Origin of the sequence: Streptomyces filamentosus (assembly GCF_014654895.1) — a bacterium.
GTDB classification, from domain to species: domain Bacteria; phylum Actinomycetota; class Actinomycetes; order Streptomycetales; family Streptomycetaceae; genus Streptomyces; species Streptomyces filamentosus.
On the sequence record NZ_BNBE01000002.1, the window covers coordinates 1,082,774 to 1,096,432 of the forward strand.

Genomic DNA, 13,659 nt, shown 5'->3' on the forward strand with positions numbered 1-13,659 from the left:
CGGCCGCCCGGTGGCGTGCCGGGCGCGGCGGGCGTCCTCCCGTCGGCACCGGGAGCGTGCCCCACCCGCTCCCCCCGCACTCCGCCCCCGCCTCCGCGCGCACCCCGCGCGCACCCGTTCGTCCCGCCATCCGGCCCACCGCCCTCCGCGCCACCCGAAGGCGGCCGGGGAGTACCGCCGCGGCCGAGGGAGCGGCGCCATGATCCACTGTCGGTGCACCGCAGGGCGCGGTGCACCGAGGAGAGTGAGAGCTGTGACGTCCGACACCGCCGCCGTCCTGGTCCGTCCCGTCCGGGAGGAGGACTTCGACCAGTGGCGCGCCCTCTACCGGGGGTACGCCGACTTCTACCGGGTCGAGCAGACCGAGGAGGCCGCCCGGCTCGTCTGGTCGTGGCTCCACGACCCGGCGCACGAGGTGGAGGGGCTGGTGGCCGAGGACGCCGGCGGCCGGCTCGTCGGGCTCGCGCACTTCCGGGCCTTCGCCCGGCCGCTGTCCGCGACCGTAGGCGGCTGGCTCGACGACCTGTTCGTGGACCCGGAGAGCCGCGGGACGGGCGCGGCCGACCTGCTGCTGGCCGCGCTGCGCGGGATCGGCGCGGAGCGCGGCTGGAGCGTCGTCCGCTGGATCACGGCCGACGACAACCACCGCGCCCGCTCCAAGTACGACCAGGTGGCCACGCGCACGATGTGGATCACGTACGACATGGCCCCGGGGTCCGAGGTCCGCTAGCGGAGCTCGTCGGCGGCGATCGCCGCGGTGGCGGCCACCAGTTCGTCCACGCCCTCGGCGTCCCGGTCCGGGCGGGTGGTGAGGACGGCGAGGAGGATCGGGCCGCCGTCCGGCGGCCAGGTGACGCCGACGTCGTTGTTGCCGCCGTAGTCGCCGCCGCCGGTCTTGTCGGCGACGGTCCAGTCCGCCGGGAGGCCCTTGCGGAAGCGGGCGTCGCTGGTGGTGTTGCGGAGCATCCAGTCGGTGAGGAGGGCGCGGTCGGCCGGGTCCAGGACGCGGCCGAGGAGGAGCCGGCCGTAGGTGCGGGCGATCGCGCGCGGGGTGGTGGTGTCGGTGATCCGCCAGGGCTCGGCGCTGTTGAGCTCGGGCTCCCAGCGGTCGAGGCGGGTGACGGGATCGCCGGCCGAGCGGGCGAAGCGGGTGACGGCGGTGGGGCCGCCCAGGTCGCGCAGGAGCAGGTTGGCGGCGGTGTTGTCGCTGAAGCGGAGGGTGGCGTCGCAGAGTTCGGCGACGGTCATGCCCCGGGCGATGTTCCCGGCGTCCTCCGTCACCGGGGACCAGCCGGAGCGCTCGACGTCGGCGGCCGTGTAGTGGACGCGGCGGGCGAGGAAGCCGCCGTCGTGGTCGAGGTCGCGCAGGACGGCCGCGACGGCGAGGGTCTTGAAGACCGAGCACATCGGGAAGCGCTCGCGGTCCCGGTGGGCGAGGGTGCGGCCGGTGCGCACGTCGTACGCGTGGACGCCGAGGCGGGCGGTGTACCGCTCCTCCAGGGCGCGGAAGCGGGCCTCGGCCCGGGTCGCGGGTCCCCGGGCGGCGCCTTCCGAAGCGTGCGCGGGGGCGGCGCCGAGCCCCAGGGCGGCGGTGAGCACCGTGCCGGAGCCGAGGGCGAGGGCGGTGCGGCGGGAGGTTCCGGGGTTCCGGGAAGACACGGACGTCCTTTCGTGGGCGGGCGTTTCCGTCTCGGACCACGCCGGAAGCGACGGCGCCGGTTCCGACACCCCGTCACCTGACGCTATGTGATTCGGGGTTCACTGTCCGATCATGGACCGGAGCACAGTGCTCCGGAGATCGACCACATCCGGTGCACGACCGCACAAGCACGGAACACACGCACACCGAAGGCGTCGGCCGCACGAGCACACCGGCCGCACGAGCACAGGCCACACCGAAAGGACACGCATGCCCCACCACGAAGGGGGAGGCGGCGCGGCACCGACCCTGATCCAGTCGGTGCGCCGGGCCGTACGGCTGCTGGACGAGCTGGAGCGCCGCGGCGGCACGGGCAGCGCCAAGCAGCTGGCCCGCGAGGCGCTGCTGCCGCTGCCCACGGCGTACCACCTGCTGCGGACCCTGGTCCACGAGGGTCTGGTACGCAACGACAACGGTGTCTACGCGCTCGTCTCGCCGCTGCGCCGGGACGCGGGCCTCGACGGCGGCGCCGATCCCGGCCACCGTCCGGCGCTGGGGCTCCAGGCGTGGGTGGACCGGCTGAGCCGGGACCTGGACGCCGCCGTGTACTTCGTCCGGTACCGGGACGGCGAGGTCGAGGTCGGCGCGGTCTCGGACAATCCCGGGCGCCCGCCGGTCGAGGAGTGGGCCGACTTCCGGGCGACCGCGCACGCCCACGCCGCCGGGCAGAGCCTGCTGCTCCAGCTGGAGCCGGAGGAGCGCGCCGAACACCTCGGCCGCCACCCGGTGACCGCGCTCACCCCTCACACGGTCGAGGTCCGGCGCGACTTCGACCGGAAGCTCGCCGGCATGCCGCGGCGGCTGCCGGTCCTGGAACACCAGGAGTACGCGATCGGGACGGCGTGCGCGGCGGTGCCGATCACCGTGGGCACCGGGACCGCCGCGGTGGCCCTGTCGATCCCCGCCGCCGAGGGGGCGCGGCTGCGCGGGCTGGCGGACCGGCTCCAGGAGCAGGCGGAGCGGATCCTGCTCTCCCAGACCTTCGCGGTGGCCGCGCACGGTCACGAGCCTTGACGGCCGGCCGCCGGGCAGCCGCCCGGCGGAGGGGGAAGGGGAAGGGCACCGACGGATCCGTCGGTGCCCTTCCCCTTCCCCTTCCCCCTCCGCCACAGGTCGCCATACCCCCACCCGTATTTTTTCACCGCACCCCCCTGTGACTCAAGATACCCAGGGGGGTATTTGACTTCCCCTTCGGGCCCTGCCTACAGTCGACGGCGTAAGTACCCCGGGGGGTATTCGAAAGGTGATCTCCATGCGTGAAGCCGATCTGGACGTCTTCGCCTCCGAACTGGCGGAGGGCGCCTTCGCCATCGACGTGCGGGAGCCGGACGAGTACGCGGCGGGCCACGTGCCGGGGGTCCGCCCCGCACCGCTCTCCGAGCTGGGCGCCCACCTCGCCGCGCTCCCCGCGGACCGGCCCGTCTACGTCATCTGCGCGAGCGGCAACCGCAGCGCCTGGGCCGCCGAGCACCTGGAGGCCGCCGGTTTCCACGCGGTCTCGGTCGCGGGCGGCACCTCCGGCTGGGCCCGCACCGGCCGCCCGGTCGTGCGGGGCGCGGACGCCAGGACCGCCTGAGCGCCCGGCCGCTCCCCCACCGCACTCCCGCGGGGCTCCGCTCCGCGCCCGACCCCTCCGTCGAAAGGTTCGCCGTGTTCTTCGCCCAGTACTACCTCGACTGCCTGTCCCAGGCGTCGTACATGATCGCCGACGAGCGGACCGGGCAGGCCGTGGTCGTCGACCCGCGCCGGGACGTCTCCGAGTACCTCGCCGACGCCCGGGCGCACGGCTTCACCGTCGTCGGCGTGATCAACACCCACTTCCACGCCGACTTCGTCGCCGGACACCTGGAGATGGCCGACGAGACGGGCGCCTGGATCGGCTACGGCGCCCGCGCCGAGACCGAGTACCCGGTCCGGCACCTCGCCGAGGGCGAGCGGATCGCCCTGGGCGACGTGGTCCTGGAGGTCATGGAGACCCCCGGCCACACCCCGGAGTCGATCAGCGTCCTGGTGTACGAACACGCCGGCGACACCGTCCCGTACGGCGTCCTGACCGGCGACGCCCTCTTCATCGGCGACGTCGGCCGCCCCGACCTGCTCGCCTCGGTCGGCGTCACCGCCGAGGAGCTGGGCGCGATGCTGCACGACAGCGTGCAGAACAAGCTGATGGGCCTGCCCGACGAGGTCCGGGTCTTCCCCGCCCACGGCGCGGGCTCCGCCTGCGGCAAGAACCTGTCCACGGAGAAGTCCTCCACGATCGGCGAGCAGCGCGCCACCAACTACGCCTGCGCGCCGATGGGCCGCGAGGAGTTCGTGGCCCTGGTCACCGCCGGCCAGTCGGCGGCGCCCGGCTACTTCGCCTACGACGCCGACCTCAACCGCAAGGACCGCACCCTGTACGACGCGACCGCCGCGGCCCGGCCGCTCGCGCTCGGCGAGTTCACCGCGCTGCGCGACGGCGGAGCGGTCGTCGTCGACGCCCGCGACCCGCAGGAGTTCGCGGCCGGGCACCTGCCCGGCGCGGTGAACGTGCCCGCCGACGGGCGCTTCGCCGAACAGGCCGGCACGGTCCTGGACCCGGCCGACGAACTGGTCGTCATGGCCCCGCAGAACCGCGAGGAGGAGGTCGTCACCCGCCTCGCCCGCATCGGCTTCGACCGGGTCGCGGGCTACGTCCGCAACCCCGAGGACGCGCTGCGGGTACTGGCCGGCGAGGTCGTCCCGGCCAGTCGCCTCACCGCCGCGCACCTCAGGGCCGCCCTGGGCGGGGAGAACCCGCCCCTCGTGGTGGACGTGCGCACCTGCGGCGAGCGCGAGGCGAACGGCTTCATCCCCGAGGCCCTGCACATCCCGCTCAGCGAGCTGCCCGCCCGTACCGGCGAACTGCCCGCCGACCGGCCCCTCGTCCTGCACTGCGCGGGCGGCCACCGGTCCTCCGTCGCCGCCAGCCTGCTGCGCCACCGCGGCTTCGGCGACGTCTCCGACATCCTCGGCGGCTGGGCCGCCTGGGCCCTCGCGACCGAGCCCGCCCGGGCCTGAGCCCGGGACCGCCCGGGGGGGGCGACTCCGGGACCGTCCGGACCTGCCCCCCAGCCCCCCAGACCCCCCGGCCCCCGGGATCTGCTCCGGACCACCCAGGTCCGACCCCCGGCCCATCCAGGCCCTCCCCCGGAACCATTCCGGTCCGGCCATCAGCCGTCGCGGGCCGGGGCCGCACTGCCCCGGCCCGCGACCCCCCTCCCCCGCCCCGGCGAAGCCCCGGGCCCCACACACCCCCCTGCATACCCCCTCGGGTATCCCTTCCCTTCCCTTCGGAGTCACGCATGAGCGCCCCGCGCACCGCCCTGTCCCTCACCCCCGCCGCACTGCGCGCCCTCACCGAGGAGGGCCGCGCGCCGCGCCTGCTCGACGTGCGCACCCCGGGCGAGTTCCGCACCGTCCACATCCCCGGCGCGTACAACGTCCCGCTGCACACCCTGCGCGAGCACCGCGCCGAGCTCCTGTCGCACCTGGACGAGGACGTCGTGCTCGTCTGTCGCTCCGGCCAGCGCGCCCGGGAGGCCGAGCAGGCCCTCGGCCAGGCCGGCCTGCCGGGCCTGCGCGTCCTGGAGGGCGGCATGAACGCCTGGGAGGCGGCGGGCGCACCCGTGGAGCGGGGCGCCGAGCGCTGGGACATGGAGCGCCAGGTCCGTCTGGTGGCGGGCTCGATCGTGCTGACCACCGGTCTGGTCGGCCTCCTGGTCCCCGGCGCCCACCTCATCGGCACCGCCGTCGGCGCCGGCCTGACCTACGCCGCGCTCAGCAACTCCTGTGCCATGGGCGTCCTGCTCTCCAAGCTCCCCTACAACCGCGGCCCCCGGACCGACCTCCGCACCGTGATCGCGGAGCTGCGGAGCGCGTCGTGACCGCCCTGATCGTCGCGGCCTCCCTGCTCATCGGCGTCAGCCTCGGCATCCTCGGCGGCGGCGGGTCCATCCTCACCGTCCCGATCCTGGTCTACCTCGCCGGGCAGGACACCAAGGAGGCCATCGCCACCTCGCTGTTCGTCGTCGGCGTCACCAGCCTCGCCGCCCTGGTCCCGCACGCCCGCGCCCACCGGGTGCGGTGGCGGACCGGCCTGCTCTTCGGCGCCTTCAGCATGGCGGGCGCGTACGGCGGCGGACGGCTCGCCGAGTACATACCCGGCACGGTCCTGCTCGTCGCGTTCGCGCTGATGATGCTCGCCACCGCCTTCGCGATGCTCCGGAAGCCGCGCGACGGCGCGAAGAGGGCGGCCCGGCCCGCCCACCGCGACCTGCCGCTCAAGCACATCGCCGTCGAGGGACTCGTCGTCGGCGCCGTGACCGGCCTGGTCGGCTCCGGCGGCGGGTTCCTCGTCGTCCCCGCCCTCGCCATCCTCGGCGGACTGCCCATGGGCATCGCGGTCGGCACCTCGCTCCTCGTCATCGCGATGAAGTCCTTCGCCGGACTCGCCGGACACCTCTCCGGGGTGTCCATCGACTGGGGCGTCGCCCTGACGGTGACCGTGGCGGCGGTCGCGGGCAGCCTGATCGGCGCCCGCCTCGCCGGACGCATCCCGCAGGACGCGCTGCGCAAGGCCTTCGGCTGGTTCGTCGTGGTGATGGGCGTCTTCGTGCTCGCCCAGCAGCTCGACTCCGCCGTCTGGACCCACCCCGCCACCTGGGCGGTGCTCGGCGCGGCCGGAGCGGCGACGGCTGCGGGCCGGGCGGTGCGGCGGACGCGGCACCGGGCCGTCACGGCCCGCGAGTGACCGGTACCAGCCGATTTAATACCCTAGGGGGTATACTGGAAGCCGGGGGGGAGACGAGAGGAGGACGGCCGTGCAGGTCGACGAGGAAGCGATGGCGCCGGTGCTCAACCGCCTGCGGCGCGCCCAGGGACAGCTGGCCGGAGTCATCTCCATGGTGGAATCGGGCCGTGACTGCAAGGACGTGGTGACCCAGCTGGCCGCCGTCTCCCGGGCCCTGGACCGGGCCGGGTTCAAGATCGTGGCGAGCGGGATGCGCCAGTGCCTGGCCGACGACTCCCCGGACGCCCCTCCCATGTCGGAGGCCGAACTGGAGAAGCTCTTCCTGGCGCTCGCCTGAGCCCGTGACGCCGACCGGCCCCGCCCGGATCCCCAGCCTCGGATCCCCCCCTGGATCCCCACCCGGATCCCCCTCCGATTACGGCCCGTTCCCCCGCCCCACCCCCTCGGACCCCGCCGCCCGGACGCCGCGCGACGGGGTCCGGCGGCGTCCGCGCCTCCTATGCTGACCAGGTACGGAACAACCAGGCCAGGGATGGCCCGCGACCGAAGGGGCACCCCGCTCGATGAGCCCGAAGCAGCAGCGCGGAGCAGTCACCGCCGAGCGCGTCCTCGACGCCGCGCTCGACCTCTACGCGAGCGAGGGCGAGGCGGGCGTCACCGTCTCCGCCCTGACCCGGGCGAGCGGCGTCAGCACCGGCAGCCTCTACCACCACTTCGGCAACCTCCACGGGGTGATCAGCGCCCTCGCCCTGCGCTGGCTGGGCCGCCTCCTCGGCGAACTGGCCACCGCCCTGACCTCCCACCAGGACGCCCGCTCCGGCATCGAGGCCGTCGTCCGCGCCTATCTGGAGTTCGTCCGCACCCGGCCGGCCGCCGCCCGGCTGCTGCACTCCCCCTTCGCCGACCAGGAGGGCACGGCCCGCGCCGCCGAGATCCGCGACAACCAGGAGGCCCGGCTCACCCCGATCGAGCAGTGGCTCGACGGGCACCGCAAGGCCGGCGAGCTCGCCGACCTCCCCACCCCGGTCATCGAGGCCCTGGTGCTGGGCCCGGTCATCGGCATGGCCCGCCGCTGGCTGACCCTCGGGGACGTCGACCTCGAAGAGGCCGCCCGGGTCCTCCCCGACCGCATCTGGCGCTCGGTCGGCCCCTGACGCTCCCCTGCGGGGCCGGTCGCCCGGAGCCGCCGGCGCCTGCGAAAATGACCCCCGACCTCGGGTGATCGAAGGGGGAACGTCATGGTCACGGTTCTGCTGGCGGGGATGGTCGGCCTCGCCGTCGTCGGGTGCGGGTGCGTGGTGTGGGCGGCGCGGGGCGGTCCGCGCTGGGTGCGCGGCGTCGCCCGCGCGACCCTCGCCGCCGGCGAGGGCGTGCGCCGCCTGCCGCGGCGGTCCCAGGGAGGCGGGTCGTCGCAGAACCAGGGGGACTCCGGCGGCGACTAGTCCGGCGGGCCGCCGGTCGCCGGTCACCGACGGCCACCGGGCACCGGCGGACCACCGCCTCAGCGGACCACCGCCTCAGCGGGCCACCGGGTCCGCCGGGGGGACCGCCGGGCCGTCCGCGTCCCCGCCGGGGGCGCCGTCCGTGCTTCCCGAGGCGCCGTCCGGGTCTCCGCCGGGGGTGCCGGGACCGATGCGGAGCTCGAAGTCGCCGTCGTACCTCTCGTGTCCGGCGATCACCGCGACGCCGACGACCTCCTCGCCGACCCGCCCGCGCACGATCAGCGGGTCCTCGCGCAGATCGCGCATGAGGGCCACGCACATGCCGATCATGACGAGGACGAACGGGGCGGCCACCAGGATCGTGAGGTTCTGGAGGCCCGCCAGGGCGTCGCCCTGCCCGTCGCCGATGAGCAGCATGATCGCCGCGACGGCCCCGGTGACCACGCCCCAGAAGACGACCACCGGGCGGGTCGGCTCCATCGCCCCGCGCTGGGACAGGGTGCCCATCACGATCGAGGCGGCGTCCGCGCCCGACACGAAGAAGATCCCGACGAGGACCATGACGAGCAGGCTCATCACGCCCGCCATCGGGAACTCCTGGAGCAGTCCGAAGAGCTGCCCCTCCGGGGTGGTCTCGCCGGCCAGCTCGCCCCGCTCGCTCAGCCGCATCGCCGTGCCGCCGAAGATCGCGAACCAGACCAGGCTGACCGTGCTCGGCACCAGGATGACGCCGCCGATGAACTGACGGATCGTCCGGCCCCGGCTGATCCGGGCGATGAACATGCCGACGAAGGGCGTCCACGAGATCCACCACGCCCAGTAGAAGACGGTCCAGCTGCCGAGCCAGTCGTGGATGTCGTCGCCGCTGGTGGCCTCGGTGCGGCCGGCCAGCTGGGGCAGGTCGCCGAGGTAGGCGGCGATCGAGGTCGGCAGCAGGTCGAGGACGATGATCGTGGGTCCCGCGACGAAGACGAAGACCGCGAGGAGCAGCGCCAGCACCATGTTGATGTTGGAGAGCCACTGGATGCCCTTCTCCACGCCGGAGACCGCGGACATCACGAAGGCGACCGTGAGCACGGCGATGACGGCGACGAGCAGGCCGGTGCCGGTCTTCTCCATCCAGCCCAGCTCCTCCACGCCGCTGCCGATCTGGAGCGCGCCGAGCCCCAGCGAGGCCGCCGAGCCGAACAGCGTGGCGAAGATGGCGAGGATGTCGATGACCCGTCCGGGCCCGCCGAGCGCCCGGCGCTTCCCCATCAGCGGCACGAAGACGGCGCTGATGGTCTGCCGGCGCCGGCGGCGGAAGGTCGAGTAGGCGATGGCCAGGCCGACGACGGCGTAGATCGCCCACGGGTGGAGCGTCCAGTGGAAGAGCGTGGTGGCCATCGCCGTCTCCATCCGCTCGGCCGAGTCGGCCGGGGAGGTGCCGGGCGGCGGGGTGCCGTAGTGGGCGAGCGGTTCGCTCACGCCGTAGAACATCAGGCCGATGCCCATGCCGGCGCTGAACATCATGGCGATCCACGAGACCGTGCGGAACTCCGGCTCCTCGCCCTCCTGCCCGAGGGTGATCCGGCCGTAGCGGCTGATCGCCAGCCACAGCGCGAAGACGACGAAGCCGGAGGCGGCGAGCATGAACGCCCAGCCGCCGTCCCGGATCAGGCCGTCGAGGAGGCTGCTGGAGACGGATTCCAGGCTGTCCGTGGCCGTGGCGCCCCAGACGACGAAGGCGAGCGTGAGGACGGCGGTGACGCCGAAGACGACCGGATCGGTACGGGCCGGGTGGCGGCCCGCGTGGTCGGGCAGGTCCGCCGTCACCGGCAGGAGGCCGCGCCCGGTGCCGTCCTTGCCGCCGCCCCGGTCCCCCGCCGGTTCTCTTTCGTCGTGCACCGCGCATCCCCTTTCCCTGCCAAATGGGACGAACCTCTCATGTCCTGGTAAGGCAGTATCACGAACGGGGGCGAAGTCGTCGGACCAACAGGCCCCGGGCGGAGGCGGTTTCGCGGGACCGCTTCCGCCCCGTCGGTTCCGTGCGGTCGGTTCCGTGCGGTCGGTTCCGTGCGGTCAGTTCTGCGAGGTCAGTTCCGTGAGGTCGGTGAGGAGTTCGGAGACGAGGACGGGGTCGAGGTCGGCGAAGCGGAGCGGATAGGTGCGGCTCTCCCAGTGGTCGCCGGGGTGGGCGTCCAGCCAGACGGTCCTCAGGGTCTGCTCGGGGGCCTCGTCGGGCACCCCCACCGCGATGCCGGGCTCCAGCTGGACGACGAGGTGGCGTTCCGGGCCGACGCGGCGGGAGAACCAGCGCTCGACGCCGGCGTCCTGCGGGACGCCCCGCTCCCAGCCGCGCTTCTGGAGGCCGAGGAGCCGGCCGACCGGGACGGTGACGCCCTCGAAGCGGGTGAGGCGGGCGCCCGCGGCCTCCTCGGCGGAGGGCGCGTGGAGCGGGCGGGCGACCTGCGGGAAGGGCTGGACGAGCTCGTGGTCGGCGAGGATTTCGGCCCAGACTCCGAGCTCGCCGGCGAACCGGAGGGGGTGCGGGAGGGTGACGGTGGCGTCGTCGGCGACGGTCAGCGGCTCGTCGCGGGCGTCGGCGCAGACGCCGGCCGGGGTGACCCGGAAGGTGACGGCGGCGCCGTCCTGCCCGGCGCTCCAGACGAGGCGGCGGGCGAGGTGCCGGACGAGGGGGTGCTCGACGAACAGCTGCCGGAACTCGGCGCCGGTCCAGGAGCGGCCGTCGACCATCGCGGCCTCCAGGCGGCGGACCTGGTCGGCGGCGATGGCCCGGACGTCCTTCTTGAGTGCGAGGAACCGCTTGCGCTCGGCGGTCGCCAGTTCCTTCTCGTCGCGGACGCCGGGCTTGGGGAGGTCCTTGAGGCGGCGGCCCTCGGCGTCGCGGACGAAGGGCCGGAGGGCCTCGTCGAAGCCGACGGTGAAGCGGCGGGTGCCGTAGTCGACGGTGGTGGCGCCCTCGGCGTCGAGGCCGAGGTCGGGGACGAGCCGGTCGGCGAGCTGCTCGGCGGTGAGGCCGAGTTCGTCGGCGACCTCGGCGATCTTCTCCTGGGCCCGCTGCCTGAGGGCCTTGAACCTGACCCGCTGGGAGATGCCGTGGAGGTGGAGGAGGGCGCTGTCGGTGCCGATGGCGGCGAGCACGTCGAGCCCCTCGACGGCCCGGTGGTGGGCGCCCTCGCCGGGCCAGGCGCGGATGACGGGGGTGAGGGCGCGGACCGTCTCGTCGTCGCCGAACCAGCCGAGGGCCTGGAGGGTCCACGCCTCCTTCGGGGGCATGCCGACGACCCGCCACTCCTCGAAGAGGCCCCGGGCGAAGGCGGCGAGCGAGCCGGGCTCGCACACCTCGCGGACCCGGTCGAGGCCCGGATAGGGGGCGCCCGGCTTGGAGACGGCCAGCATGGTGAGCAGGTGGGAGACGGCGGGGACGGGCAGGGTGGCGCCGGTCCGCAGCCGGATCCGGGGCAGCACGCGGGGGTCGATCCAGGCGGCGGCCTGCGGCATCCGGGCGGGCAGGGCGGACACCAGCGGGTCGGTGGCGAGGAGCTGTTCGACGGCCTCGACGGCGCCGGGCCCGTACTCCCCGGCGGCGGTGCGGACGCCCTCGGGTCCCTGGGCGGCGACGAGCGCCCGGAGGGCGCCCTCGGCGGCGGTCCGCCCGGCCCCCGCGGCCCCGACGGCGTCGGGCACGAGGAGCCGGGCCGCGTCGGTGCCGTGGCGCAGCAGCCAGGTGCGGGCGGTGCGGCCGGCCGTCTTGAGGCGGTGCAGCCAGTGCGCCATCAGCCGGGCGACCCGGACGTCGAGGAAGGGCAGCATCACCTCGGCCATCGCGGCGGGGTGATGGGGCGCCATCCGCAGCAGGGGCGGCAGGGCGGCCTCCTCGTGGGCGGCGACGAGCGGCTTGAAGACCTCGGCGCCGTCGTAGCAGTGGTCCATGCCGTCCCAGTCGGCGAGGAAGGGCCGGACGCGGTCGGCGGGGCCGTTGACCAGGACGCCGACGGTGTGCCAGGGGTGCAGGTCGCCCCGGAGGAGCTTGTCGACGAGGACGTCCAGCGGCTCGTACGCCTGCCAGCCGGTCACCCAGGACTCGGTGGTGGCCCAGGCGCTCCGCTCGCCGTCGCGCCAGGAGACGCGGGTGCCGTCCGGGGCGGCGGCGCCGGTGACGACCCGGGGCCTGGCCGTCGTGCGCGGCGCGGTCCACGGCGGGGTCACGAGGACGTCGGGGAGGGCGGCGAGGGGGGCGTCCTCGGAGGTGTCCTGGGCGCGGGTGAGCGGTTCCACCACCTCGGCGGCGTCCGCGGGCAGTTCCGGCAGGACGGCGAGGGCGAGCGGGCGGTGGGTGGCGACGTGGCGGGTGAGCATCCGCCGGACCAGGGCGGCGTCGGCGCCGGCCGCGCGGGAGGCGGGGGCGAGGAGCCGCAGGGCGCGGACGGGGAAGCGGCGGGCGGCCTCGGCCAGTTCGACGCGGACGTGCTTGTCGCCGACGCGGTCGACGAGGGCCTGGAACGCCTCGTCGGAGGGGAAGGCGGCGAGGGCGGCGGCGAACGCCTTGAGGTCGTCGGCGCCGAGGTACTGGCGGTCGGTCTCGGTGACGAGGAAGGGGACCGTCGCGGTGCCGGTGCCGTCCGCGACGGTGGCGACGGTGGCCGCGCCCCAGCCGCGCCAGCCGAGGTCGAGGCGGCCGCCGAGGACGGCGGTCTGGTCGGCGGTGAGGGAGCAGGCCAGCATGTCGCGGACCGCGACCTGGGGGTGGTCGCGGGTGGCGGGGTCGGCGAGGCACTCGTCGGTCCAGGCGCGCTCGGTGGGCACCAGGTAGGAGACGGCGACGCGGCGGCGGGGGGTGGTGCGGCGGCGGGCGAGGGCGGTGACGGCGGCGGCGTAGGTGGCGTCGTCGGTGACGGCGAGGAGGGCGCGGACCCGGTCGAGGGCGGCGTACGCCTCGCCGCGCTCCCAGCCGCGCTCGTCCTCGGCGGCGGTGTCGACGCCGCCGAGGACGCTGTCGCGGCCCACCTGGAGCCAGATCCGGCGGCATTCGAGGAGTTCGACGGCGGCGGCGGCGGCGAAGGGCAGTCCGTGCGCGAGGGTCCAGGCGTCGGCGACGGTGCGCCGGTCGGCCGCCTGGGGCAGGAGGGCGGCGAGGACGGCGGCGCCGAGGGGACCGGTGCTGCCGGCGTCGTGGGCGCGGGCGGCGTCGACGAGGGCGGCGTCGCTCCGCTCCGCGTCGAGGGCGCGGTCGGCCTCGGCGGCGAAGCGGCGGCGCCACTCGGCGAGGCGGGCGGGGGCCTCCGGGTCGGGTGCCTCGACCCGGACGGGAGTGCCGCCGCGGCGCGGCCGGAGATTCCGCTTCCACTCCTCGGGGAGGGTGAAGACGGTCTCCTCGGGCCGGACGACGGGGAGTTCGGGCGCCGCCCCGACGGCCGGGGGGCCTTCGGGCGCGCGGGAGGCGGCGGGCGCGGCGGACTCGGCTCCGGGGGCGGAGGCGGGCGGGGGGACCACGGCGGCGCCGGCGACGGGGACGTACCCCTTGCGCTCCTTCTCTCCGACGGCCCTGAGCAGGTGGGCGCCGGCGGCCTCGGGAGTGGGGAACTCCTTGACGCGGACCTGGCCCCCGGTGCCGATCCGCCCGAACCGGACGGTCACCGAGGCGCCTTCGGCCCCGGCTTCCCAGAACTTCCCCGCGCCGTCCCCGGCGTGCTCCCAGCGGCGCACGGTCCCTCCCGTTGTCATTCGTCCGTTCTGTGGAGTGC

Annotated in this window: 12 protein-coding genes; 9 read left to right on the plus strand and 3 right to left on the minus strand. The window is 75.2% G+C overall.

What is annotated here, in order from left to right:
* The first annotated feature begins 253 nt into the window (after positions 1–253).
* Complete coding sequence (locus tag IE326_RS23800; protein WP_229915588.1) at positions 254–730, plus strand: GNAT family N-acetyltransferase; 477 nt, start codon at positions 254–256, stop codon at positions 728–730.
* Here the strand turns inward: IE326_RS23800 and bla are convergent.
* Positions 727–1,659: a class A beta-lactamase gene (gene bla / locus IE326_RS23805; RefSeq protein ID WP_190042933.1), complete on the minus strand. Its 933-nt coding sequence runs from the start codon at positions 1,657–1,659 to the stop codon at positions 727–729. The genes IE326_RS23800 and bla overlap by 4 nt on opposite strands.
* 250 nt (positions 1,660–1,909) lie before the next feature.
* Between bla and IE326_RS23810 the strand changes: the two genes are divergently transcribed.
* The 8 genes from IE326_RS23810 (at position 1,910) to IE326_RS23845 (ending at position 7,912) form a co-directional block, all read left to right on the plus strand.
* A complete protein-coding gene (locus IE326_RS23810; RefSeq protein WP_190042934.1) occupies positions 1,910–2,713 on the plus strand; it encodes an IclR family transcriptional regulator in 804 nt (267 codons plus the stop codon).
* A gap of 238 nt (positions 2,714–2,951) precedes the next feature.
* Positions 2,952–3,275, plus strand: a complete 324-nt coding sequence (locus IE326_RS23815) for a rhodanese-like domain-containing protein (protein ID WP_190042935.1) — start codon at positions 2,952–2,954, stop codon at positions 3,273–3,275.
* 74 nt (positions 3,276–3,349) lie between these two features.
* On the plus strand, positions 3,350–4,738 hold the full coding sequence (locus IE326_RS23820) for an MBL fold metallo-hydrolase (RefSeq protein WP_150226766.1): 1,389 nt from the start codon (positions 3,350–3,352) through the stop codon (positions 4,736–4,738).
* A 284-nt stretch (positions 4,739–5,022) separates the two neighbouring features.
* Positions 5,023–5,604, plus strand: a complete 582-nt coding sequence (locus IE326_RS23825; RefSeq protein WP_190042936.1) for a rhodanese-like domain-containing protein — start codon at positions 5,023–5,025, stop codon at positions 5,602–5,604.
* On the plus strand, positions 5,601–6,470 hold the full coding sequence (locus tag IE326_RS23830; protein ID WP_150226768.1) for a sulfite exporter TauE/SafE family protein: 870 nt from the start codon (positions 5,601–5,603) through the stop codon (positions 6,468–6,470). Before IE326_RS23825 ends, IE326_RS23830 begins: the two co-directional genes overlap by 4 nt.
* Before the next feature lie 70 nt (positions 6,471–6,540).
* On the plus strand, positions 6,541–6,807 hold the full coding sequence (locus tag IE326_RS23835) for a metal-sensitive transcriptional regulator (protein WP_030753236.1): 267 nt from the start codon (positions 6,541–6,543) through the stop codon (positions 6,805–6,807).
* Between the two features lie 226 nt (positions 6,808–7,033).
* A complete protein-coding gene (locus tag IE326_RS23840; protein WP_150226769.1) occupies positions 7,034–7,624 on the plus strand; it encodes a TetR/AcrR family transcriptional regulator in 591 nt (196 codons plus the stop codon).
* Positions 7,625–7,708: 84 nt separating this feature from the next.
* Positions 7,709–7,912: a hypothetical protein gene (locus IE326_RS23845; protein WP_190042937.1), complete on the plus strand. Its 204-nt coding sequence runs from the start codon at positions 7,709–7,711 to the stop codon at positions 7,910–7,912.
* Positions 7,913–7,987: 75 nt separating this feature from the next.
* Here IE326_RS23845 and IE326_RS23850 read toward each other — a convergent pair whose 3' ends face one another.
* Both IE326_RS23850 and IE326_RS23855 read right to left on the minus strand, forming a co-directional pair.
* Entirely contained in the window at positions 7,988–9,799 is a 1,812-nt protein-coding gene (locus IE326_RS23850) for a BCCT family transporter (RefSeq protein ID WP_190042938.1), read from the minus strand.
* Positions 9,800–9,973: 174 nt separating this feature from the next.
* Positions 9,974–13,639 carry a WGR and DUF4132 domain-containing protein gene (locus IE326_RS23855; protein ID WP_190042939.1) on the minus strand — a complete coding sequence of 1,222 codons (3,666 nt, stop codon included), beginning with the start codon at positions 13,637–13,639 and terminating at the stop codon, positions 9,974–9,976.
* Between the last annotated feature and the right edge of the window lie 20 nt (positions 13,640–13,659).